This is a genomic window from Leifsonia sp. Root4 (genome assembly GCF_001425085.1).
Taxonomy (GTDB): Bacteria; Actinomycetota; Actinomycetes; order Actinomycetales; family Microbacteriaceae; genus Microterricola.
Window position 1 is genome coordinate 119846 of sequence record NZ_LMDN01000005.1, and the last position, 21745, is coordinate 141590.

Here is a 21745-nt window from a genome sequence, read left to right on the forward strand (position 1 = left end):
GACGCGCGACCGCGCGGATGCAGGGAGCGCCGACCGCTGGCCGCGCGCGCTACCGCACACGGCCGCGGGGCGCGATCAGGCGTGCAGGGCCTCGTTCAGCTGGATGCCGCTGCCGTTGCGCGCGAGAACCTCGACGGCGCCGCTCAGGGAGTTGCGGCGGAACAGCAGGCTCGGCACGCCGGAGAGCTCGCTGGCCTTGACGGTGCGCACGGGCGAGCCGGGGGCCGCCGACGGGTCGATGACGACGACCTTCGTTCCGGCCGTCACATACAGCCCGGCCTCGACGACGGTATCGTCGCCGATGGAGATGCCGATGCCCGAGTTGGCTCCGAGCAGCGCGCGCTCACCGATGGAGATGCGCTGCGTGCCGCCGCCGGAGAGGGTGCCCATGATCGATGCCCCGCCGCCGATGTCGGAACCGTCGCCGACGACGACGCCCTGCGAGATGCGGCCCTCCACCATCGAGGCTCCGAGGGTGCCGGCATTGAAGTTGACGAAGCCCTCGTGCATCACGGTGGTGCCCGGCGCGAGGTGGGCGCCGAGGCGCACCCGGGAGGCGTCGGCGACGCGCACGCGCTCCGGCGTGACGTAGTCGAGCAGTCGCGGGAACTTGTCGAGCCCGGTGACGTGGATCCCTGCACGCTGCAACTGCGGGCGCAGGCGGGTGAGGTCGCCAGGCGACATCGGGCCGGCGTTGGTCCACGCGACGTTCGGCAGGTGGCCGAAGATGCCGTCGAGGTTGATCGTGTTGGGGCGCACCAGCAGGTGGGAGAGCAGGTGCAGGCGCAGGTAGGCGTCTGCGGTGCTCGCCGGGGCCGCGGACAGCTCGATCTCCACGGTCACGAAGTCCACGCGCACCGCGCGGCGCTCGTCGGCGCCGAGCAGGGCCTCCAGCTCGCTCGGGGCGATCCAGCGGTCGCGTCCGGCCGGGAACTCGCCCAGCGCCGGCGACGGGAACCAGGCGTCGAGTACCGTGTCATCGGCCGCGATCGTGGCGAGGCCTTCACCCCACGCGTGCGTTGCAGAGAGAGCGGGCGCGGAGTCACTGAGGGTGGTTGCAGGCATGCTTCCAGCGTAGCGGCGCCCCGCGCACATGACGGTGCGGATGCCGCAGCCGCCGGCATCCGGAACCCTAAACTGGGAGGCATGCCAGCCACAGACGCCCCCACCGATGCCGTGAACACTCCGGAGCGACTCACCCTCAGCGCCAGCGCGATTGAGATCACGCGCGAGATCTGCGACATCGAGTCGGTCTCCGGCAACGAGCGTCGGCTGGCCGACGCGATCGAGGCGACCCTCGCAGACGCCGCGCACCTCGAGGTGATCCGCCACGGCAACTGCGTCGTTGCTCGCACCGATCTGGGCCGCGCCCAGCGGGTGATCATCGCCGGCCACATCGACACGGTGCCCGTGAACGGCAATCTGCCGACCCGTTTCGAGACGATCGACGGCCACGAATACCTCTGGGGGCGCGGCACCGTCGACATGAAGGCCGGCGTCGCGGTGCAGCTCAAGCTCGCCGCCGAACTCAGTGCACCCCGGGTCGACGTGACGTGGATGTGGTACGACAACGAGGAGGTCTCCTCCGAGCTGAACGGCCTCGGCCTGCTGGCCGCCGACCGTCCCGACCTCTTCGAGGGCGATTTCGCCATCCTCGGCGAACCGAGCAACGGCCAGGTCGAGGGCGGCTGCAACGGCACGCTGCGCTTCGAGCTGCGCACCCGCGGGGTGCGGGCCCACTCCGCGCGGGCGTGGGTCGGCGACAACGCCATCCACAAGCTCGGCGCCGTGCTCGAACTCCTGGCCGCATACACACCGCGCGAGGTCGAGGTCGAGGGCCTCGTCTACCGCGAGGGCCTGAACGCGATCGGGATCAGCGGGGGAGTCGCCGGCAATGTGATCCCCGACGAGGCGATGGTGCACATCAACTACCGCTTCGCGCCGAGCAGCAGCGTCGCCGAGGCGATCGCGCACATGGAGGAACTCTTCGCCGGCTACGAGATCCTCGTCGTCGACGCGGCCGAGGGTGCCAGGCCGGGGCTCGATGCCACGATCGCGCGCAACTTCGTCGCGGCCGTCGGTGCCGAGCCGCGACCGAAGTACGGCTGGACGGACGTCGCGCGGTTCAGCGCACTCGGCATCCCCGCGGTCAACTTCGGGCCGGGCAACCCGCTGAAGGCCCACGCCGACGATGAGCGCGTGGCCACCGCCCAGATCATCGACGGCGAGCGGGCGCTGCGCGCGTGGCTCAGCGGCAACTAGCGGCTACCGCCGCAGGGCCGCGCTCGCCGGTCCGTGCAGCGCTGACCGCCGTGCGCGTGCGCTACCGGCTGACTCCGTGGTGGGCGCGGGTGGTCGCCGTCTTCGTGCTCTCCCGGCTGGTGACGACGAGCCTCGTACTGATTCTGGCCAGTGTGCAGGGCCCGAACCCGTGGACGGGTGCGTCGCCCGATTACTTCAGCTTCGCCTCGATGTGGGACGGCCGCTGGTACGAGATCATCGCCAGTTGGGGTTACCCGAGCGAACTTCCGGTCGATGCGGAAGGCCACATCGGCGAGAACGCCTGGGCCTTCATGCCGGTCTACCCGCTGCTCGTGAAGATGCTGATGAACGTCAGCGGGCTGCCGTGGGCGCCCGCGGCCGTCTTCATCTCGGTGGCAGCTGCCCTCGGCACCGCGCTGCTGTTCTACCGCATCATGATCAGGGTTCTGGATGCCGGCAGCGCACTCTTCGCGGTGGCCCTGTTCTGCTTCGCCCCGCTCTCGCCGCTGATGCAATTCGCCTACGCAGAGTCGCTCTACCTCTTCCTGCTCGCGCTGGCACTGCTGCTCCTGATGGAGCGCCGCTACGCGCTGCTGTTCCCCGTGATCGCCGTGATGGCGGTGACCAGGCCGAGCGGCCTCGCCTTCGCGCTCGCGCTCGGGCTGCACGTGCTCCACCGCTGGTTCACCCGCAGCCGGGACCCGTTTCCGGTGCGCGAGCTCGTCGTGGCGGCATCCGTCGCCCTCTTCAGCGCAGTGATGGGCGTCGCCTGGTTGCTGGCCGCTGCTGTGGCGACCGGTGACCTGATGGCGTACACCGACACCGAGCTGGCCTGGCGCTCCGCGTACATCGGGCATCAGGAGCTGTTGCCGTTCACCCCGTGGTTCCAGAGCGCGCTCTGGTGGATCGGACCGGAGCACGGGCCGTGGCTCGGCCCGCTCGTCGTGATCCTGCTCGTCGGCGGGTTCACCGCGCTGATGTTCACGCCGGCGGTCAGGCGGCTCGGCGTCGACCTGCGACTCTGGATCGCCAGCTACGCGCTCTACCTGCTGGCCGTGTTCTTCCCGCAGTCGAGCACCTTCCGTCTGCTGATGCCGCTGTTTCCCCTGCTCGGAGCCCTGGCTGTGCCGCGCTCACGTGTCTATCGGGCGTCGCTGCTGATCGTCGGCGTCGTGCTGCAATGGGGCTGGCTGCTCATCGGCTGGGGCGTCGATGGGCGGGACTGGACGCCGCCGTGACCGACAGGGAGCGCCGTCTGCTCGGCTTCATGACGACCCTGATTTTTCTCTGTCGTCGCGATACGAGATAATGAACACAGTCTTGCCACGAAAGGGGAAGCCATGGCAGCCATGAAGCCACGGACCGGAGACGGTCCTATGGAAGCAGTCAAAGAGGGGCGCCTCATCATTGTGCGCGTTCCGCTCGAAGGCGGGGGTCGCCTGGTTGTTTCGGTGAACGACGCCGAAGCGAAGGAACTTCACGACGCTCTTGCGAACGTCGTCGCTCCGGCATAGTCGCCACGGAGCGTTTCGCGTAAAAAGCCCTGCGGCTGCCATCGGCAGCCGCAGGGCTTTTGTGTGTCTGGTTCGCGGGTCAGACGCCGCGCTTGGTGAGCTGCAGCAGGCCGTCTCCGGCGGGGGAGAGGGCGCTGACGACGGCACCGGATGCCGCGATCTCGGTGATCAGCGTGCGGAAGCCCGTCGCGATGTCGTCACGCTTGACGGGATCGGCCACGCGGCCGCGCCAGAGCGCGTGCGGTACGAGCACGGTGCCACCCGGGCGGGCGAGACGCAGACCGTGTTCGACGTACTCGATCACGCTGGCGGCATCCGCATCGATCAGCACGATGTCATAACTGTTCTCGTTCATACGCGGCAGCACATCGAGGGCGCGGCCCGGGATGAGACGCACGCGGTTGGCCGGGATGCCGGCCTCGGCGAAGTTCGCCTTGGCGTGCAGCTGGTGGTCAAGCTCTGTGTCGATCGAGGTGAGCGTCGCACCGGGGGCGCCGGCGAACAACCACATGCCGGAGACACCGACGCCTGTGCCGATCTCGACGATGTTGTTGGCCCCGGTGGCTGCGGCGATGACGGCGATCTGGGCTCCGGTTGCCGGGGAGATCGGGTCGATGCCGAGCTCCAACGACTGCTGTCTGGCCTTGCTCAGGGCATCGGATTCGGTGACGACGTCGTCGGCGTACTTCCAGTTCAGGTCATTGTCAGACACGTTGTAGCTCCCGGTGATGTGTGAATTACAGAGTACGGGCGTTGCCTCGTTGCGGGGGGGAGCCTCGCCGCAGGTTATTCTGAAGACATGTTCGGGCTGACGATGGAAAAGGTGCTGATTATCGGCGTCCTCGCCGTCTTTCTGCTCGGTCCGGAGCGGCTGCCCCACTACGCGGCGCAGCTGGGACGCCTCGTGCGCTCGCTGCGCGACATGGCCAATGGCGCCAAGGATCGCATGCGCGATGAGATGGGCCCGGAATTCGACGATGTCGACTGGAAGAAGCTCGACCCCCGCCAGTACGACCCGCGGCGGATCATCCGTGAGGCGCTGACAGATGACACCCCGGATGCCGTGGCAGCTGCCGCTGCCGCGCCGACCCTGACGCGGGCGGCGAAGCCCTCGGTGACGCTCAGCCGTCCGACTCCGCTCGGTGTCGGCGAGCCCGCCCCGTTCGACTCCGAAGCCACCTAGACGCTCATACCGCAGCCGCAGCCGCGCTTCGTTTCCGGCGAGGGCTCAGGGCTTCGCGTGCGTCGCTGCTCCTTCGTCGCGGCGCCGCTCGCTCAAGCCGGCGTGGGCAGTGCGCCTCTCACGCCGGCTCGAGGCGCCCGCGTATTCTCCCGCGGGCTCGAGGGAGCAGCCGAGGAACGAGGCCGCCCCCGAAGCCCTGACACATCCGAAAACGCCGGCCGATCCGTCAGCGGCTGAGGAGGAGGGCGTCTCCCTGTCCGCCGCCGCCGCAGAGCGCGACCGCGGCGCGGCCGGAACCGCGTCGCGAGAGCTCCAGCGCGGCGTGCAGCGCCAAGCGCGCACCGGATGCGCCGATCGGGTGGCCGAGTGCGATCGCCCCGCCGTGGATGTTCACGATTGCGGCGTCGACGCCCAGATCGCGGGTCGACTGGATGCCGACCGCGGCGAAGGCCTCGTTGATCTCGATGAGGTCGAGCGATGCGGCATCCCACCCCTGTCGGCCGAGCGCTGCGGTGATGGCGTTGGACGGCTGCGAGTGCAAGGAGTTGTCCGGCCCGGCGACGTGGCCACTGGACTCGACGACGGCGAGCCAGGCGTGACCGTTCGCCTCGGCCCACGCCCTGCTGGCCAGCACGAGCGCGCTGGCGCCATCGCTCAGCGGGGAGGAGTTACCCGCCGTGATCGAGCCGTCGACGTCGAACGCCGGGCGGAGCGCCCCGAGCGTCTCGGCGGTGCTGCTGGGGCGCACGCCCTCGTCCCCGGTCACCACTACGGGCTCGCCCCGGCGCTGCGGGATCTCGACGGGAACGATCTCGTCTGCGAAGAGGCCGGATTCCGCGGCAGCCCCGGCGCGCCGATGGGAGGACGCCGCGAACTCGTCCTGCTCGACGCGTTCGAGGCCGAGCACGGCGATCGAGCGCTCGGTGGAGAGTCCCATCGAGAGCCCGTCGAATGCATCGGTCAGACCGTCGTGGGCGGCGTGGTCGAGCATCTCGACGCTGCCGTACGGCCAGCCGCGGCGGGAGCCTGGCAGCAGGTGCGGCGCGTTCGTCATCGACTCCTGACCACCGGCGACGACGACATCCGCCTCGCCCAGCCGGATCAAGCGGGCGGCGTCGACCACGGCCGCGAGGCCGGAGAGGCACACCTTGTTCAGGGTGATCGCGTTCACCGACCACGGGACACCGGCCGCGATCGCACTCTGCCTGGCCGGGTTCTGGCCGGCACCCGCCTGCAGCACCTGGCCCATGATCACGGCCTGCACCGCCGAGGCGTCGACCCCGGCCCGCTGCAGGGCGCCGCGGATCGCGTGCGTGCCGAGCTGCACCGCACTGAGGCTCGCGAGCTGACCGTTGATGCGCCCCTGCGGGGTGCGGGCCCCCGCCAGGATGACGACCTCGACGGTGCCGGATGCGGCCTGCGTGCTGTTGCTCATGATGACTCCTTCGTCTGGCCGGGATCCACGGCGGCGCTCAGCGCGCGCAACTCGGCCGGAATCCTTGACACTCTCTGCACTCCATCGTACTTTTCAGACAGAGGGCTGGGGCGGCGTCGCCCCGCGAGAGGACGGTTTCCCTGTGACCATCGACAAAGTCATCGGCTCCGCCGCCGCCGCCATTGCAGACATTCCGGATGGCGCATCGATCGCGGTCGGCGGGTTCGGTCTCTGCGGCAACCCGATGGTGTTGATCACGGCCCTGCTCGACGCGGGCGCGAATGATCTGTCCGTCGTCAGCAACAACTGCGGTGTCGATGACTGGGGGCTCGGGCTGCTGCTCGCCGCCGGCCGCATCCGCAAGATGACCTCCTCCTACGTCGGCGAGAACAAGGAGTTCGAGCGGCGCTACCTGAGCGGCGAGCTTGAACTCGAGCTGACGCCGCAAGGCTCCCTCGCCGAGAAGCTGCGTGCCGGCGGCAGTGGCATCGCCGGGTTCTTCACGCAGACCGGCGTGGGAACCCAGGTGGCGGAGGGCGGGCTCCCGCAGCGCTACAACCCCGACGGCACGATCGCCCAGGCCTCACCGGCCAAGCAGACCCAACAGTTCGAGGTGCACGGCGTGCTCAAGGAGTTCGTGCTCGAGCCGGCGATCAGCACCGACTTCGCGATCGTGCACGCGCTCCGTGGCGACCGGCACGGCAACCTCGTCTTCAATAAGTCGGCCCGCAACTTCTCGCCTCTCGCTGCGATGGCCGGCCGTATCTGCATCGCCGAGGTCGAAGAACTCGTCGAGCCGGGGGCGATCGATCCGGATGCCGTGCACCTTCCCGGCGTCTACGTGCACCGCGTCGTCGAGGTCGGAACCGCGATGCCGAAACGTATCGAGCGGCGCACCGTGCGCGCCTCCGAGAACGCAGGGGGGAACTGAGATGGCGCTCAGCAGAGAACAGATGGCGGCGCGCGCCGCGGCAGAGCTCGTCGACGGCTCCTACGTGAACCTCGGCATCGGCCTGCCGACGCTCGTGCCCAACTACGTGCCCGATGGCGTCACGGTCGTGCTGCAGAGCGAGAACGGCATCCTCGGTGTCGGCCCGTACCCGACGGAGGATCAGGTCGACCCCGATCTGATCAACGCGGGCAAGGAGACGGTGACCCTGCTGCCGGGCAGCGCGTTCTTCGACTCGGCGACGAGCTTCGGCATGATCCGCGGCGGCAAGATCCAGGCCGCCATCCTCGGCGCCATGCAGGTGTCCGCATCCGGCGACCTCGCCAACTGGATGATCCCGGGCAAGATGGTCAAGGGCCCTGGCGGCGCGATGGACCTCGTGCACGGGGCCGAACGAGTGATCGTGCTGATGGAGCACGTCGCCCGCGACGGCTCGGCCAAGATCGTGAACGAGTGCTCGCTGCCGCTGACCGGTCGCGGCGTCGTGAACCGCATCATCACCGACCTCGCCGTGATCGATGTGACGCCGGAGGGGCTCGTGCTCGTGGAGACGGCGCCGGGCGTCAGCGTCGACGAGGTGATCGCTGCCACCGAGCCGCCGCTCATTGTCGCTATCGACTCGTGACCATCACGCTCAGCGGGGAGCGGGCCGAGACGCCGTAGGCTGCGGGGAGCGGGCGTCTCGGCACGCTGAGCGAGGGGGGATTGGATGTCGCGACGTCAGAGAGTCGGGCAGCTTCTGCTCGGGTCGTTCATCATCGCCGGACTGATCACGGGGTGCACCGCGTCCCAGCCGGGAGCGACACAGGCACCGACGTCGTCGGACGCCGTTCCGGTTCCCTCACCCTCCCCGTCGGAGACCGCACCGAGTGCCGATCCGTTGTCGACGGTGACCGCGCTGGTTGCTCGGCCGGAGGCGCTTGAGCTGCAGGACGAAAGCGGCGCCGTGGTTCAGGCCTTCGATTACCGATCCGACGTCACGGAGGCGCTCGGTGTGCTGACCGCGGTGCTCGGTGAGCCGCCGATCGACACCGATTATCCAGGCGGCAGCCATGACGCGCCGAGCACCGCGCACCGCTGGGGTGCGTTCGAGCTCTGGGAGGCGCGCTACGTCGACAACTGGGAGGGCCTCGGTGAACCGCGAACCTTCTACATGCCGAGCTTTCGCACCCGCTTCACCGGTGCAGAATCGGCCGGGATCACCCTGACGACGCTCGAGCAGATCAGCGCCGGAAGTTCGTGGTCAGAACTCAGCGCCACGCCCGAGCTCCAGACGAATCCCTCAGGGTGTTCCGGTCCGTACCTCGACTATGTCGAGTACCAAGAGACCGACGCGGACGGCAATACATACGTGCAGAAGGTCTCCGTCGACTTCCGGCCCACGGACGACGGAGCGACCGTCGGAGAGGTACGTGCTCCCGTGCCCGTCTATGAGGAGGGCTGCGCATGATCTGCCTGCGCGCGAGCAGCGCGCACGGTGCGGCTCAGCTTGCTCCGAGTCATCACGCGTAAGCTGGGCTGGTGGCTGCAATAAATTTGGGAATGCCCAAGGTCCCCGAGGTTCTCGCTCCGAGGCGTAAGTCTCGTCAGATCAAGGTCGGCAAGGTCCTCGTCGGCGGTGACGCTCAGGTGAGCGTGCAGTCGATGACGACGACACCGACGCCGAACATCAACGCGACCCTGCAACAGATCGCCGAGCTGACGGCATCCGGATGCGACATCGTGCGCGTCGCGGTGCCGAGCCGTGATGACGCAGAGGCGCTGCCGATCATCGCCAAGAAGAGCCAGATCCCGGTGATCGCCGACATCCACTTCCAGCCGAACTACGTCTACGCCGCGATCGACGCCGGCTGCGCCGCCGTGCGTGTGAATCCGGGCAACATCCGCAAGTTCGACGACCAGGTCGGCAAGATCGCCGCGGCCGCGAAGGCGGCAGGCGTCTCGCTCCGCATCGGCGTCAACGCCGGGTCACTCGAGCCGAGCCTGCTGCAGAAGTACGGCAAGCCGACGGCGGAGGCGCTCGTGGAGAGCGCCGTCTGGGAGGCCAGCCTCTTCGAGGAGCACGACTTCCACGACTTCAAGATCTCGGTCAAGCACAACGACCCGATCGTCATGGTCAAGGCGTACCGCCTTCTCGCCGAACGCGGCGACTGGCCGCTGCACCTCGGTGTGACCGAGGCCGGCCCGTCGTTCCAGGGCACCATCAAGAGCGCGACGGCCTTCGGCATCCTGCTCTCCGAGGGCATCGGCGACACCATCCGCGTCTCGCTCTCCGCGCCGCCTGTCGAGGAGATCAAGGTCGGCCTGCAGATCCTGCAGTCGCTCAACCTGCGCGAGCGCAAGCTCGAGATCGTCTCCTGCCCGAGCTGTGGCCGGGCCCAGGTCGACGTCTACAAGCTCGCGAACGACGTCACCGACGGTCTCGAGGGCATGACGGTTCCGCTGCGCGTCGCCGTGATGGGCTGCGTCGTGAACGGACCGGGTGAGGCCCGCGAGGCCGACCTCGGCGTTGCGTCCGGCAACGGCAAGGGCCAGATCTTCGTCAAGGGTGAGGTCATCAAGACCGTCCCGGAGTCCGAGATCGTTGCCACCCTGATCGAGGAGGCCAACCGCCTCGCCGCCGAAATGCCGGCGAGCGACACCTCGACCGGAGCCCCGACCGTCACCGTCGGCGCCAACTGAGGCAGCGCGGTATCCGCCCGCCAACCGGCGCCGCCGCTCGGCGTTGCCGGGTACGCTGACGCCATGACGGAGAACGAGTCGAAGCCGGCGCGTTGGTTCGACACGCCGCTGCGCTGGTGGAACACGGCGCTCGCGCTTGTGATGGAGCTCAAGCCGGTGCGGGCCTTCACCCGTTACGCGGAGTCCAACGCGCCGCTGCTCGCCGCCGGGATGTCGTACCAGGCGCTCTTCGCGGTCTTCGCCGGCGTCTACCTCGGCTTCACGCTCGCCGGGCTCTGGCTCGCAGCGAACCCCGCGGTGTGGGACGCGCTGATCGATCTGATCAACGGCTTCATCCCCGGGCTGCTCAGCACCGACGGCTCCGATGACGCCCTGGTCGATCCGGATGACATCGTGCAACCGTTGACGCTCGGAATCTCCGGGCTGATCGCGCTCATCGGACTCGTCTTCACCGCCATCGGGTGGATCGGCTCGACCCGCGGTGCCGTGCGGCAGATCTTCCGGCTGCCGGGGGACTCGACGTTCTTCCTGCTGCTCCAACTCAAGGATCTGGGGCTTGCCCTGGCGCTCGGCATCGGACTCGTGATTGCCGCGGTCGTCAGCGTCTTCAGCACCTCAGCCCTCGGCCTGCTCGCCGAGAGCGTCGGCGCGTCGACGGACTCCGCCGCGTTCGGGCTGCTCAGTCAATCGCTCGGCGTGCTGATCATCTTTGTCATCGACACCCTGACCCTCGTCGTGCTGTTCCGTGTCGTTGCCGGCATCCGGATCCGGGCCGGCATCCTCTGGCGCGGTGCGCTCCTCGGCGGCGGCGCGATGACCGCGCTGCAGCTGCTCGGCGGGACGTTGCTCGGCGGAGCGGCCAATAATCCGCTGCTCGCCTCGTTCACGGCGCTCATCGGTGTGTTGATCTGGTTCAACCTGATCAGCCAATTGATCCTCATCGTCGCGGCCTGGGTCGCGACGGGCGTCGATGATGCCAGGAGTGCAATCACTGCTAGCGTGTCTATGCGCTCACTGGCCGAGCGCCGGGTACTCCGCGCACAAGCGCGCGTGCAGAAAGCCCAGCAGGAATTGGCCTCCGCAACGACCATCGCGGCCGCTCTCACCCCTGAACACCCCAGCACTGACGGTGCTGGCCAGCCCGGCGACCCCGGGCGCTCGGTGTAATGCGATTCCAACTCGGGATACGCTCAATCTTCGTGCCTCTTACGAAAGTGACTCTTCGATGACGACCACCCTTGACCCGAAAATCCAGCCGATCTTTGATCAGGTTCTGCGCCGCAACGCCGGTGAGCCGGAGTTCCACCAGGCGGCACGCGAGGTCTTCGAGTCCCTGGGTCGCGTGATCGAGCGCCACCCGCACTATGCAGAGGGTTCCGTGCTGGAGCGCATCTGCGAGCCGGAACGTCAGATCATCTTCCGGGTGCCGTGGACGGATGACGCCGGCCGCGTGCACATCAACCGCGGTTTCCGCGTCGAGTTCAACTCGGCTCTCGGCCCGTACAAGGGTGGCCTGCGTTTCCACCCGACGGTCACCCTCGGCACCGTCAAGTTCCTCGGCTTCGAGCAGATCTTCAAGAACGCCCTCACCGGCATGCCGATCGGTGGCGGCAAGGGCGGCAGCGACTTCGACCCCAAGGGTCGTTCGGATGCCGAGATCATGCGCTTCTGCCAGAGCTTCATGACCGAGCTCTACCGCCACATCGGCGAGTACACCGACGTGCCCGCCGGTGACATCGGCGTCGGCGGCCGCGAGATCGGCTACCTCTTCGGCCAGTACAAGCGCATCACCAACCGGTACGAGTCCGGCGTGCTCACCGGCAAGGGCATCGGCTGGGGCGGATCGCTCGTGCGCACCGAGGCCACCGGCTACGGCACCGTGTTCTTCGCAGAGCAGATGCTCGCCACCCGCGGCAAGACCTTCGAGGGCGCCCGCGTGCTCGTGTCAGGATCGGGCAACGTCGCGCTCTACGCGATCGAGAAGGTGCACCAGCTCGGCGGCCTCGTCGTGGCCTGCTCCGACTCGACCGGCGTCGTCTACGACCACGAGGGCGTCGACCTTGAGCTGCTGCGGGAGGTCAAGGAGGTCAAGCGCGGCCGACTGAGCGACTACGCGGAACTGCGCGGATCGGCATCCGAGTACCGCCCGAACGGCTCCATCTGGTCGATTGCAGCCGAGACCCGCATCGACGTCGCACTGCCGTGCGCCACCCAGAACGAGCTCGACGAGGCTGCGGCCGCCGTGCTCGTCGCCAGCGGCGTGAGCGCCGTTGCCGAGGGTGCCAACATGCCATGCACCCCCGGCGCCGTGCGCGTCTTCGCCGAGGCCGGTGTGCTCTTCGCCCCGGGCAAGGCTGCCAACGCCGGTGGCGTCGCCACCTCGGCCCTGGAGATGCAGCAGAACGCGAGCCGCGACTCCTGGAGCTTCGAGCACACCGAGGAGCGCCTCGCGGTGATCATGCGCGGAATCCACGAGCGTTGCGCCGAGACCGCCGACGAGTACGGCGAGCCGGGCAACTACGTGCTCGGTGCGAACATCGCAGGCTTTTCCCGCGTGGCCGACGCCATGCTCGCGCTCGGCGTCGTCTAGATCGCACCAGCTTCAACCCGGCCGGGCCGGCTCGCACCTCGCGAGCCGGCCCGTCCTCGTCTGTCGGGGGCGCGGAGCGGGCGTGCACTAGCCTGAGCCAGTGAGTTCACCCCAGCCCGATCCCCAGCTCTCCCTGCAGCCGGACCCGGCCACGCACCATCCCCGGCACGCGGCCGTGCAGCGCCCGCCTGCTGCGCAGACCGCCGCGACGCATGCGGTGTGGTCGGGGGCACCGGCGGCCCGCGGCTCCGGAACCGGTTTCGTCTTCGGGATCATCGGCATCGTGATCGGCGCGGCATTGCTGTTGCTCGTGATCGGCTACTTCACGGCCTCATTCGGCGCCGGCGCCGTCGTGGTCAGCGCGCTCGTCGCGCTGCTCCCGCTGCTCGGAGTGCTCTTCGCGGTGCGCTGGATCGACCGCTGGGAGCCGGAGCCGCGCTTCGCCCTCGCGTTCGCGCTGCTCTGGGGTGCCGGAGTCGCGGTCGCCATCGCGCTGCTCGTCGACCTCTTCGTGCAGATCACGCTCGCCATCGGCGGCGGCGGAACGAGCGAGGCGAGTGAGGCACTCTCGGTCGCCGTGCAGGCTCCCGTCGTCGAGGAGATCGCCAAGGGACTCGGTGTGTTGCTGCTCGTCTGGATTGCCCGGAAGAGTTTCGACGGACCGGTGGATGGCCTCGTCTACGCCGCGGTCGTCGCGGCCGGCTTCGCGTTCACCGAGAACATCCTCTACTTCGGAGAGGCCCTCATCGAGGGCGGCACGGTCGACCTCGGAGCGACCTTCGTGATGCGCGGGCTCTTCTCGCCGTTCGCCCACGTCATGTTCACGGCGTGCACGGGCATCGCGATCGGCTTCGGCGTCACACGCACCCGCGGCGCAAGCATCCTCGGCTACGTCGCACTCGGGCTCGTCTTCGCGATCGGACTGCACGCGCTCTGGAACGGCTCGCTGCTGGTCGTCACCGACTTCTTCGGCTACTACTTCCTCGTCCAGGTGCCGCTCTTCGCCTTCGCCATCGTGCTCGTCGTGTTGCTGCGGCGTGCAGAGCAGCGCGCCACCCGGGTGCGCCTGCAGGAGTATGCGGATGCCGGCTGGTTCGCCGAGGGCGAGGTGCACATGCTCGCCACCGCGCAGGGGCGTCGGGCCGCCAGGCGCTGGGCTCGCGCGCTGCCGGGGGAGAAGGGCGCGGCCATGAAGCAGTTCACCGCGGATGCCACGCGGCTGGCGCTCGTGCGTCAGCGCATCCTCTCGGGCCGCGGGGGCCTCGAGGTGATCGGCGAGGAGCGTGCGCTGCTCGACGCGATCACCCGCGATCGCGCGGCGCTGCTTGCCCCCACTGGGCCGGCCTTTTAAAGACCTATCGCCCGGTGGTGCGGCAATGCCTGCTACTCGCCCGGGCGATAAGTTGATCTGTTCTCATCTTCTCTCCCCGCTGTGTCGAGCGCAAGAGTTACCCCGAAATTCACGGCCCGCACGCAGCCGGCGTGCAAAGTCGCCCGGAATCGGCTTGGATGGTTGCATGACTGAATCCACCAACAGCAAGCCAGAGATCGAATTCCCTGAGGGTCCCGCCCCCGAGGTTCTCGTTATCGAAGACATCGTCATCGGCGACGGCGCGGAGGCCACCCCCGGCGCCACCGTCGACGTGCACTACCTCGGCGTCGAGTACGAGTCCGGCGACGAGTTCGACTCCTCCTGGGGTCGCGGCCAGTCGATCAACTTCCCGCTGAACCGTCTGATCGCCGGCTGGCAGGAAGGCATTCCCGGTATGAAGGTCGGCGGCCGTCGCAAGCTCGTCGTCCCGCCGCACCAGGCATACGGCCCCGTCGGCGGAGGACACCAGCTCTCCGGCAAGACCCTGATCTTCGTGATCGACCTGCTCGGCGTCAGCTAAGCAGCGCCGCTCTCGACAACGGCCCCGATCCCCGCTCGCGCGGATCGGGGCCGTTGTGCGTTTCGGCGACGTTTGTGCGGATGTGCGTCAGCGTGGCGGGTGCCGCGGCATCCGTCGTCTAGCGTTAAGAGGTGACCTCCGAAAACGCCGCCCCCAGCACGCCACCCGCCACACCGACCGCGTCGGGCGAGCTCAAGCGCCTGCTGACCGAGATTCCCGACTTCCCGAAGCCGGGAATCCTGTTCCGCGATGTCGCACCGGTCTTCGCCGACGGCCCGGCGTTCCGCGTGATCGTGGACGAGATCGTCACTCGCTTCGCCGGCCGTTTCGACGCCGTCGCCGGTGTCGAGGCCCGCGGCTTCGTACTGGCCGCCGCCGCGGCATACGCCACGGGCACCGGCCTGCTCGTCGTGCGCAAGGCAGGCAAGCTGCCCGGCGAGGTGATCGCCGAGAGCTACGACCTCGAGTACGGCACCGCCACTCTTGAGCTCGAGCCGAATCAGCTCGCACCGGGCGCCCGGGTGCTCGTGCTCGACGACATCCTGGCAACGGGTGGAACGCTGCGTGCCGCCGCGAGCCTCATCGAGCGTGCTGGCTACACGGTCGCCGGCATCGGCGTGCTGTTCGAGCTCGCCGAGCTGGAGGGGCGCGCGAAGCTCGCCGGATACGACACCGAGGTGCTGCTGGCCGAATGATCCGGCGCGTCGCGGCCCACCGCAACGGGCGGGCCGCCCGCACTCGGCAGAATGAGCAGATGACACCGATGTCGATTCCCCACGCCGCGCTCGAGCCCACAGCCGCGAAGACGCTCGGCCCCCGCCGTTCTTTCGCACCGTTCGTCGTGGTGTCCGTGCTGCATCTGGTGTTCCAGCTTGCAGAGCTCCAGGCTCTGACCACCATCTCGAAGTGGATGCTCATGCCCGCGCTCGCGCTGGCGGTGATCGCCTCGACCCCTGCCAGGCGCTCGAGCGCGACGGCGCTGTTACTGGCGGCGATCACCCTGTCGTGGTTCGGCGACATCACCCCGCTCTACGCGAGCGACTGGTTCTTCGTGCTCGGGCTGAGCTTCTTCCTCCTGGCGCACATCGCCTATCTCGCGCTCTTCGTGCGTGGCCTCGGCTACCGCAGGCCGCGCCCGATCGCGCTCGTCTACGTGCTCTGGTGGCTGGCTTTCGTGGCCCTGCTCGGCCCGTGGCTGGGCGCACTGCTGGTCCCGGTCGCCGCCTACGGCGCCGTGCTCGGCGCCATGGCGGCCTTCGCCACTCGGGGCACCATGCCGATCGCCATCGGCGGTGCGCTCTTCCTGATCTCCGACACGCTCCTCGGCAGCGACCGATTCCTGCCGGGCCTTGATCTCTGGCAATCGGGCTTCCTGATCATGATCACCTACCTCGGCGGTCAGGGCCTGATCGCCTGGGGCGTCATCGCCCTCCAGCGCGAGGGTCATCGGGGCCGGGCCCTTCAGCAGCAGGTCCTGTAGGGCCGCTCCCGTCAGAAGTGGGGAATCGGCGCGCGGGCTCCGGCTTCGCGTTCAACTGCACCCGGGTGACGAGTTCACGCCACGGCCCCTCGAGTTGCGGTTCGCTGAGCGTCGCACTGCGCTGAGCGCAGCGGATGCTGTAGATGTATCGGTCCGGCTCCGGCGGTGCCGGTCTGACCTCACTCCACGGTAGCTCGGCGATCAGCGCCAGCCACTCCTCGGCGTCCGGCCGCTCATCCAACTGCACCTGCCAGGTGAGTCGGATGCCGGCGAAGCCACCGCTCCGCGAGACGATCACCTTCACTTCCCTGCCCTCCTCACGCTACTGCCCCTGTGGCTGCCCCTGTGGCTGCGCCAGGCCCGCCGGCTGGTGCTCCGTCGGCCGGCGCCTCGTCCGCCGGAATCCCGACGGTGCGCCAGCCTTCCGCGACCGCACGCCACTCCGCCGAGCCCCGGCCGTAGAGGGACTCCGCCGCCGCGAGGGTGACCTCGGCGAAGCGGGCGAAGTCGGCATCCGGTGTCAGGTCGCCGCTGGTCAGAGCGTCGTACCAGATGCGCCCGGCCCGCTCCCACGCGTCACCGCCGATCGCGAGTGCTGTGAGGGCGAATGCCCGGTTCGGGATGCCCGAGTTGAGGTGCACGCCGCCGTTGTCCTCCTCGGTGACGATGTAGTCGCGCATGTGCGCCGGCTGCGGGTCGCGCCCGAGCACATCGTCGTCGTAGGCGGTGCCGGGGTGGAGCATGTCGCGCAGCGCCCGCCCCTGCACGGCGTCGGTGAAGATCTCAGCGCCGATCAGCCAGCTCGCCTGTGCGGCACTCTGACCGTGTGCGAACTGCTCCGTCAGGGCACCGAAGACATCGGAGACATGCTCGTTGAGGGCCCCAGACTGGCCCTGGTAGCGCAGCCCGGCGGTGTGCTCGGTCACGCCGTGGGTCAGCTCGTGCCCGACCACGCTGAGCGAGGAGGTGAAGTCATGGAACACCTCGCCGTCCCCGTCGCCGAAGACCATGCGCTCCCCGTTCCAGAACGCGTTGTCGTAGTCGCGGCCGTAGTGGACGGTGGCGTCCAGCGGCAGATTCGCGCCGTCGATGGAGTCGCGCTGAAACGCCTCCCAGAACAGTTCATAGGTGCTGCCGAGCCCGTCATAGGCCTCGTTCACGCTCTGGTCGGCGGTCGGCGGCTGTCCCTCCTCGCGCACGAGCACGCCGGGGAGTCGCGTCGTGCCGCGGGCGTCGGCGATGAAGCGGCGGGGGCTGCCCGGCGTCTCGCCGACGGTCTCGCCGATCGTCTCTGAGAGTGTCTCGCGAAGCCCGCGAGTCTGCTCCACGAGTCCGGTCGCGGCGATCGGAGCGAGAAGTTCGGTGCCGCCCGGCAGCTCCGCTTCGGGGTCCGCTCGCCACTGCCGCAGCGGTTCATCGCGGGCCAGCGAGCTTCTGGCCGCCTCCGCGGCCACGGGGAATCGTTCGTCGCCGGCCCGGGCGACCGCCTCGAGGAGATAGGGCGGAACGATGAAACACTGCGGTGAGTTGTGCGCCATGCGGTGAGCATAGCGCCGCGCACCGACCCGGGGTAGTGCCTCGCAGCGTCGCCTCTGGCGGGGCGGATGCCGGCCGCGCCGACCGTGTGCAATGCTGAACGCGTGCAGCCTGCATCCGTCGCCCCGTCACCGTCCGGCGGCGATGTGCGCGCTGCGCTCTCGTGGAAGCTGCTGCCCGCCATCCTCGTCTGCGGATCCGCCGTGCTGCTGTTCGGCGTGCAGATCGCACTCGCAGGATACGCCGTGCTGCTGCTCGGTCTGGGAGTGGGATGGTTCGTCGACCGCCAACTCTTCCGCGACCTGCTGCTCATCGCCGTCGGCCTCGTGATCATCAGCACGATCTCGCTCGAAGCCAACATCGACTACCCCAACATGGTGTTGTTCGCCGTCGTGCTCTCATCTGCCGTGGCGGTGCCGTTCCTCATCCACCGTTTCGTTTTCCGTGAGCGCGTCATCGCCTTCCCCTGGCGGGGGCGCGGCCGCTGGACGCGTGCGCAATGGATCTACATCGGTGCCGTCGTGGTGATGGCGATCGTGCTGTTGCCGTTCTACTTCATCTCAAGCGGTGCCTACCAGAACTGGCCGGCCGTGCACGAGCCGGATGCCGTCATCCGGCTGTTCATCGGGGTCAACGCCGTCGGCATCTGGGACGAGCTGTTCTTCATCTGCACGGTGTTCACGCTGCTATGCCGGCACTTCCCGGTGTGGCTGGCGAACCTGCTGCAGGCGACCGTGTTCGTGTCGTTCCTCTGGGAGCTCGGCTACCAGAGCTGGGGCCCGCTGCTCACCATCCCGTTCGCGCTCGTGCAGGGGGCGATCTTCCGCATGACGCGTTCGCTCAGCTATGTGGTGACCGTGCACCTGTTGTTCGACCTCGTGGTGTTCCTCGTGATCGTCTACGCCCACAACCCGGAGTGGTTCGGCGCCGCCGGGTGAGCCGCTCCCGCTGGTTGAGCCGCTCCCGTTGGTTGAGCCTGTCGAAACCCGCTCCCGTTGGTTGAGCCTGTCGAAACCCGCTCCCGTTGGTTGAGCTTGTCGAAACCCGCTCCGTTGGTTGAGCCTGTCGAAACGCGCTCTGACGATCAGTCCGGTCGGCGCATGTCGAAGCGACCGTCGGCCAGCAACTCGAAGTAGGCGGTCGGGCCGCCCCCGCGCAGCACGGGGTAAGCGAGCGCGGTCTGGTAGACGCCGTCCTGCAGCAGAGCCTCGTCGATGTGCACGCCGACGACCTCGCCGATCGTGAGAACACCCGGCGATTCGCGCCCGTCGGCGCCGCGGAGCGGCACGATCTGGCTGACCCGACACTCGAAGCTCACCGGGGAAGCGGCGACGCGCGGTGCCTCGATCTCCAGGGATGCCGCGGCATCCAGCCCCGCGGCCTCGAACTCATCCACCTCGCCCGTTGTTGACGTGGCGTTCATCTGCTCCGCGAGCACACGGGTAACGAGGTTCCACGTGAACTCGCCACTCAGCTCGGCGTTGCGGGCGCTGTGTTTGAGGCTCGTGCTCGAGAAGCCGACGAGCGGCGGCGTGTACGAGAAGACGTTGAAGAAGCTGTACGGCGCGAGATTGCGCACACCGCTGGGGGAGAGGGTGCCGATCCAGCCGATCGGTCGCGGCGCGATGATGGCGTTGAGTGGATCGTGCGCCAGGCGGTGTCCCTCGGCTGGGCGATAGAAGTGCGTCGGCATGCGCCCAGTCAAGCAGCTGTGACCGCTGGCACGGGCCAGCTCGCGGCATCCGTGTAACGAAGGGCCGCAAGTCGCCCTCTAAACAGCTGCCCAGATGCCGGAGCGCTAGACGTCGGTGAAGCTGCGGGTGTCGTCGGGAGCCGGGCCCAGCTCGAAGCGTCGACCGGTGATCTCGACAGGGTCGATTCGAACCCAGACATGCTTCTCGGTCGGAACAAGCGGCTGCAGCACGAGTTGTTCCGCGGCCTCGATCTCGGCGGCCGTCTGCAGAATGCGAGCGGTGCCCTTGACGACGACGCTCCAACCCTGTTCACGCCCCACGCCATCGATCTCGAAGGCGACGTGGTCGTTGATCGTGAGTTCGAGCAGCTTGGTGCCCTCGGAGGTACGAATCGTGAGCACACCGTCGTGCGCAACGTAGTTGACGGGGTAGATGTCGATCACGCCACGGACGGTCAATGCCAGCCTGCCGAGGCTCTCGGAGAGCAGGAGCTCCCAACATTCGTCGGGCGAGAGTGTGATGAGCGGTGATCCACCGGTGTCCATGACCTCATCCTGACACGCGGAGGCCGAATCCGCACCGCCCAATCTGGCCACGAATGGCCCCGGCGAGACTCAGCTGGTTGAGCTTGTCGAAACCCCGCGAAACCGCCCCGTCCCGCTGGTCGAGCCTGTCGAACCCGTCGGCATCGCTCGCGATTCCTGAGGTTGCCTGACTGGGCTGCCGCCTTTCGCGAGGCTCTGCGTCGCGCTGGTTGAGCCTGTCGAAACCCCTGCTGGTTGAGCCTGTCGAAACCACCCGACTCTCGCCCCATCCCGCTGGTCGAGTGGCGCGACGCGCAGCGTCGCGAAAGGCGGCAGCCCTTCCTTCGGCAACCCCGGGAACCGCCACCGATGCTGGTGCGGCTTCACTTCGCGACCACCTCTCCTCCACAGGCACCGATTCCCGGAAACTTATCCACATCAGGCCTTTTTCCTAGGTGAACCTGCCTTGTCGGGGTAAAATTGGACCCATGGGAACCCCAACGGAGTCACTCGCAGAAGCACAGCAACTGCTGCTGGATGCCCTCGCCGGTTCCGACGAACGTTTGTTCCACCCCGACGCCCTGTTGGAGTTCACCGCCTCCGCCGAAGCCGTCGGCCGCCTCGCCGACGCCCTCCGCGTCCGGGCCGCCGGTGAGGTGGCGTTCCACTCCCGGCCCGAGCTCGGCGAGGACCGGCTCTCGGCGAAGAGGGGCTGCCGGAACGGTGTCGAGCTCCTCGCCCGCATCACGCTGGCCTCGGAGCGCACGCTGACGCAGCGGATGCGGCTCGGCGAAGCCACCCGGCCGCGGATGGCGCTCAGCGGGGAGAGGATGCCGGCCCGCTTCGACCACGTCGCCGAGGCCCTCGGTACCGGCACGCTCGGCTACGACAGTGCGACCGCGATCATCGGCACCCTGGAACCGATCCGGGGCCGAGTCGGTGACTTGAACGTCGAACACGCCGAAACCGCCCTCGTCGCCGCCGCCACGGGGCCGACCGTGGAGTCGCCGTTGCCGTTCGCCGCCGACGAGGTCCGCGGCCAGGCCCACGTCTGGGAGAGTGTCCTCGATGAGGACGGGGTGGTCCCGGCCGAAGAGCGGGCGATGCAGGCGCGGGGTATCAGTGCCGGGTTTACCCGGGACGGGGTGGTGCACCGGAAGATGACGTTGCTGCCGGAGATTGACGCGAAGTTCGAAACGTTGATGAACGCGTATCTGAACCCGCGCAGCAAACCCTCCTTCAACGATGCCGACCCGGAGCAACCCAAGGACCCGCGGGCGACCGCGCAGGCCCGGCACGACGTCTTCGCCAGTCTCATCGACGGGGCCGCCCGCAGTGCGGACAGTCCCAGCATCGGTGGGGCGGCGCCGACCGTGCTGGTCTCGGTCCGGCAGGTCGACCTGGATGCCGGCACCGTGTCTGGGTTCATTGAGGGCTGCGAGGCGCCGATCTCGATGCGGGCGGTGGAGCAGTTCATCTGCGCCGGCGGGCAACAACACGTGGTGATCGGCCCGGATGGCACCATCAATGCGATCGGCAACAATGACCGTCTCTTCAACGCCACGCAGCGGCGGGCGATCAGCCTCCGCGACGGCGGTTGCATCATCCCGGGCTGTTCCATCCCGGCCGCGTGGAGCGAGATCCACCACGTCAAGGAACACCAGATTGGTGGCGAAACGGAAACGTGCAACGGTGTCCTCCTCTGTTGGTTCCACCACCACACGATCGAGACCAGCGGGTGGCAGATCATGATGATCGGCGGCGTCCCGTATGTGAAACCGCCGCCCTGGCTCCGCGGCGGCCGCTCCGACGCCGACACCCCGTGGCGCAGGTCGACGAAGTCCCGCACCCAACAAGCCGACCTCCTGCAGCTCTCTGCGCTGCTAGTCGAGTAGCGCGAGGCGAAGCCTCGCGAAAGGCGGCAGCCCCCACCCAGGCAACCTCAGGAACCGCAACCGATGCTGGTGCTGCGGCGGGCGACCCGATCCGGTCAGACGCTCAGGG

General features: G+C 68.4%; 23 protein-coding genes. 16 read left to right on the plus strand and 7 right to left on the minus strand.

Going from position 1 to position 21745, the window contains the following annotated elements; genetic code table 11:
* Positions 1 to 75: 75 nt before the first annotated feature.
* The gene (dapD, locus tag ASC66_RS16345; protein WP_055842097.1) at positions 76 to 1065 is read right to left on the minus strand and encodes a 2,3,4,5-tetrahydropyridine-2,6-dicarboxylate N-succinyltransferase; all 990 of its coding nucleotides are present in this window, start codon (positions 1063 to 1065) and stop codon (positions 76 to 78) included.
* An 81-nt stretch (positions 1066 to 1146) separates the two neighbouring features.
* Between dapD and dapE the strand changes: the two genes are divergently transcribed.
* The 3 genes from dapE to ASC66_RS17915 all read left to right on the plus strand — a co-directional run bounded on the left by dapE (position 1147) and on the right by ASC66_RS17915 (position 3776).
* Positions 1147 to 2262: a succinyl-diaminopimelate desuccinylase gene (gene dapE / locus ASC66_RS16350; protein WP_055842100.1), complete on the plus strand. Its 1116-nt coding sequence runs from the start codon at positions 1147 to 1149 to the stop codon at positions 2260 to 2262.
* Positions 2244 to 3500, plus strand: a complete 1257-nt coding sequence (locus tag ASC66_RS16355) for a hypothetical protein (RefSeq protein ID WP_235496979.1) — start codon at positions 2244 to 2246, stop codon at positions 3498 to 3500. The genes dapE and ASC66_RS16355 overlap by 19 nt, the downstream gene beginning before the upstream one ends.
* Before the next feature lie 102 nt (positions 3501 to 3602).
* The gene (locus ASC66_RS17915; protein ID WP_082492438.1) at positions 3603 to 3776 is read left to right on the plus strand and encodes a DUF3117 domain-containing protein; all 174 of its coding nucleotides are present in this window, start codon (positions 3603 to 3605) and stop codon (positions 3774 to 3776) included.
* 79 nt (positions 3777 to 3855) lie between these two features.
* Here ASC66_RS17915 and ASC66_RS16360 read toward each other — a convergent pair whose 3' ends face one another.
* A complete protein-coding gene (locus ASC66_RS16360; protein ID WP_055842102.1) occupies positions 3856 to 4488 on the minus strand; it encodes an O-methyltransferase in 633 nt (210 codons plus the stop codon).
* An 87-nt stretch (positions 4489 to 4575) separates the two neighbouring features.
* On the opposite strand from ASC66_RS16360, the gene ASC66_RS16365 reads away from it, so the two are divergent.
* Positions 4576 to 4959 (plus strand): sec-independent translocase, encoded by a 384-nt coding sequence (locus ASC66_RS16365; RefSeq protein ID WP_055842105.1) that lies wholly within the window; start codon positions 4576 to 4578, stop codon positions 4957 to 4959.
* A 226-nt stretch (positions 4960 to 5185) separates the two neighbouring features.
* Here ASC66_RS16365 and ASC66_RS16370 read toward each other — a convergent pair whose 3' ends face one another.
* Complete coding sequence (locus tag ASC66_RS16370) at positions 5186 to 6394, minus strand: acetyl-CoA C-acetyltransferase (protein ID WP_055842109.1); 1209 nt, start codon at positions 6392 to 6394, stop codon at positions 5186 to 5188.
* Between the two features lie 142 nt (positions 6395 to 6536).
* Between ASC66_RS16370 and ASC66_RS16375 the strand changes: the two genes are divergently transcribed.
* The 10 genes from ASC66_RS16375 to ASC66_RS16420 all read left to right on the plus strand — a co-directional run bounded on the left by ASC66_RS16375 (position 6537) and on the right by ASC66_RS16420 (position 15987).
* Positions 6537 to 7325 carry a CoA transferase subunit A gene (locus tag ASC66_RS16375; protein WP_055842111.1) on the plus strand — a complete coding sequence of 263 codons (789 nt, stop codon included), beginning with the start codon at positions 6537 to 6539 and terminating at the stop codon, positions 7323 to 7325.
* Position 7326: 1 nt separating this feature from the next.
* Positions 7327 to 7968: a CoA transferase subunit B gene (locus tag ASC66_RS16380; RefSeq protein ID WP_200944843.1), complete on the plus strand. Its 642-nt coding sequence runs from the start codon at positions 7327 to 7329 to the stop codon at positions 7966 to 7968.
* An 84-nt stretch (positions 7969 to 8052) separates the two neighbouring features.
* Positions 8053 to 8793: a hypothetical protein gene (locus tag ASC66_RS16385; protein WP_055842114.1), complete on the plus strand. Its 741-nt coding sequence runs from the start codon at positions 8053 to 8055 to the stop codon at positions 8791 to 8793.
* 71 nt (positions 8794 to 8864) lie between these two features.
* Positions 8865 to 10025 (plus strand): flavodoxin-dependent (E)-4-hydroxy-3-methylbut-2-enyl-diphosphate synthase, encoded by a 1161-nt coding sequence (gene ispG / locus ASC66_RS16390; RefSeq protein WP_200944844.1) that lies wholly within the window; start codon positions 8865 to 8867, stop codon positions 10023 to 10025.
* 63 nt (positions 10026 to 10088) lie between these two features.
* Positions 10089 to 11192, plus strand: coding sequence for a YihY/virulence factor BrkB family protein (locus ASC66_RS16395; RefSeq protein WP_055842120.1), 1104 nt, complete (start codon positions 10089 to 10091; stop codon positions 11190 to 11192).
* A gap of 58 nt (positions 11193 to 11250) precedes the next feature.
* Positions 11251 to 12615: an NADP-specific glutamate dehydrogenase gene (gdhA, locus tag ASC66_RS16400; RefSeq protein WP_055842123.1), complete on the plus strand. Its 1365-nt coding sequence runs from the start codon at positions 11251 to 11253 to the stop codon at positions 12613 to 12615.
* 100 nt (positions 12616 to 12715) lie between these two features.
* On the plus strand, positions 12716 to 13966 hold the full coding sequence (locus ASC66_RS16405) for a PrsW family intramembrane metalloprotease (protein ID WP_082492440.1): 1251 nt from the start codon (positions 12716 to 12718) through the stop codon (positions 13964 to 13966).
* A 166-nt stretch (positions 13967 to 14132) separates the two neighbouring features.
* Complete coding sequence (locus tag ASC66_RS16410; RefSeq protein WP_055842126.1) at positions 14133 to 14507, plus strand: FKBP-type peptidyl-prolyl cis-trans isomerase; 375 nt, start codon at positions 14133 to 14135, stop codon at positions 14505 to 14507.
* Positions 14508 to 14638: 131 nt separating this feature from the next.
* Positions 14639 to 15202 carry an adenine phosphoribosyltransferase gene (locus ASC66_RS16415; RefSeq protein ID WP_055842129.1) on the plus strand — a complete coding sequence of 188 codons (564 nt, stop codon included), beginning with the start codon at positions 14639 to 14641 and terminating at the stop codon, positions 15200 to 15202.
* Between the two features lie 59 nt (positions 15203 to 15261).
* Positions 15262 to 15987, plus strand: coding sequence for a lysoplasmalogenase (locus ASC66_RS16420; RefSeq protein ID WP_162243522.1), 726 nt, complete (start codon positions 15262 to 15264; stop codon positions 15985 to 15987).
* On the opposite strand, the gene ASC66_RS18630 is transcribed toward ASC66_RS16420, so the two are convergent.
* Both ASC66_RS18630 and ASC66_RS16425 read right to left on the minus strand, forming a co-directional pair.
* On the minus strand, positions 15929 to 16291 hold the full coding sequence (locus ASC66_RS18630) for a protealysin inhibitor emfourin (RefSeq protein WP_082492441.1): 363 nt from the start codon (positions 16289 to 16291) through the stop codon (positions 15929 to 15931). The two genes, ASC66_RS16420 and ASC66_RS18630, sit on opposite strands and share 59 nt — an antisense overlap.
* Positions 16292 to 16304: 13 nt before the next feature.
* Positions 16305 to 17525: a M4 family metallopeptidase gene (locus ASC66_RS16425; protein ID WP_055842135.1), complete on the minus strand. Its 1221-nt coding sequence runs from the start codon at positions 17523 to 17525 to the stop codon at positions 16305 to 16307.
* A 102-nt stretch (positions 17526 to 17627) separates the two neighbouring features.
* Here ASC66_RS16425 and ASC66_RS16430 point away from each other — a divergent pair, with 102 nt between their 5' ends.
* Positions 17628 to 18461: a CPBP family glutamic-type intramembrane protease gene (locus ASC66_RS16430; RefSeq protein WP_235496980.1), complete on the plus strand. Its 834-nt coding sequence runs from the start codon at positions 17628 to 17630 to the stop codon at positions 18459 to 18461.
* 146 nt (positions 18462 to 18607) lie between these two features.
* Here the strand turns inward: ASC66_RS16430 and ASC66_RS16435 are convergent, their stop codons facing one another.
* Together ASC66_RS16435 and ASC66_RS16440 are read right to left on the minus strand one after the other, a co-directional pair.
* Positions 18608 to 19216 (minus strand): flavin reductase family protein, encoded by a 609-nt coding sequence (locus ASC66_RS16435; protein ID WP_055842143.1) that lies wholly within the window; start codon positions 19214 to 19216, stop codon positions 18608 to 18610.
* 105 nt (positions 19217 to 19321) lie between these two features.
* Positions 19322 to 19762 (minus strand): pyridoxamine 5'-phosphate oxidase family protein, encoded by a 441-nt coding sequence (locus ASC66_RS16440; RefSeq protein WP_055842146.1) that lies wholly within the window; start codon positions 19760 to 19762, stop codon positions 19322 to 19324.
* Positions 19763 to 20229: 467 nt separating this feature from the next.
* Between ASC66_RS16440 and ASC66_RS16445 the strand changes: the two genes are divergently transcribed.
* Complete coding sequence (locus ASC66_RS16445; RefSeq protein ID WP_055842149.1) at positions 20230 to 21636, plus strand: HNH endonuclease signature motif containing protein; 1407 nt, start codon at positions 20230 to 20232, stop codon at positions 21634 to 21636.
* Positions 21637 to 21745 lie beyond the last annotated feature (109 nt).

What these genes read in the sequence shown, in the direction of transcription:
- dapD (WP_055842097.1), bottom strand. Translation starts at nt 1,065, where the DNA reads ATGCCTGCAACCACCCTCAGTGACTCCGCGCCCGCTCTCTCTGCAACG.
- dapE (WP_055842100.1), top strand. Translation starts at nt 1,147, where the DNA reads ATGCCAGCCACAGACGCCCCCACCGATGCCGTGAACACTCCGGAGCGA.
- ASC66_RS17915 (WP_082492438.1), top strand. Translation starts at nt 3,603, where the DNA reads ATGGCAGCCATGAAGCCACGGACCGGAGACGGTCCTATGGAAGCAGTC.
- ASC66_RS16365 (WP_055842105.1), top strand. Translation starts at nt 4,576, where the DNA reads ATGTTCGGGCTGACGATGGAAAAGGTGCTGATTATCGGCGTCCTCGCC.
- ASC66_RS16370 (WP_055842109.1), bottom strand. Translation starts at nt 6,394, where the DNA reads ATGAGCAACAGCACGCAGGCCGCATCCGGCACCGTCGAGGTCGTCATC.
- ASC66_RS16380 (WP_200944843.1), top strand. Translation starts at nt 7,327, where the DNA reads ATGGCGCTCAGCAGAGAACAGATGGCGGCGCGCGCCGCGGCAGAGCTC.
- ASC66_RS16385 (WP_055842114.1), top strand. Translation starts at nt 8,053, where the DNA reads ATGTCGCGACGTCAGAGAGTCGGGCAGCTTCTGCTCGGGTCGTTCATC.
- ASC66_RS16395 (WP_055842120.1), top strand. Translation starts at nt 10,089, where the DNA reads ATGACGGAGAACGAGTCGAAGCCGGCGCGTTGGTTCGACACGCCGCTG.
- gdhA (WP_055842123.1), top strand. Translation starts at nt 11,251, where the DNA reads ATGACGACCACCCTTGACCCGAAAATCCAGCCGATCTTTGATCAGGTT.
- ASC66_RS16410 (WP_055842126.1), top strand. Translation starts at nt 14,133, where the DNA reads ATGACTGAATCCACCAACAGCAAGCCAGAGATCGAATTCCCTGAGGGT.
- ASC66_RS16420 (WP_162243522.1), top strand. Translation starts at nt 15,262, where the DNA reads ATGACACCGATGTCGATTCCCCACGCCGCGCTCGAGCCCACAGCCGCG.
- ASC66_RS16425 (WP_055842135.1), bottom strand. Translation starts at nt 17,525, where the DNA reads ATGGCGCACAACTCACCGCAGTGTTTCATCGTTCCGCCCTATCTCCTC.
- ASC66_RS16435 (WP_055842143.1), bottom strand. Translation starts at nt 19,216, where the DNA reads ATGCCGACGCACTTCTATCGCCCAGCCGAGGGACACCGCCTGGCGCAC.
- ASC66_RS16440 (WP_055842146.1), bottom strand. Translation starts at nt 19,762, where the DNA reads ATGGACACCGGTGGATCACCGCTCATCACACTCTCGCCCGACGAATGT.
- ASC66_RS16445 (WP_055842149.1), top strand. Translation starts at nt 20,230, where the DNA reads ATGGGAACCCCAACGGAGTCACTCGCAGAAGCACAGCAACTGCTGCTG.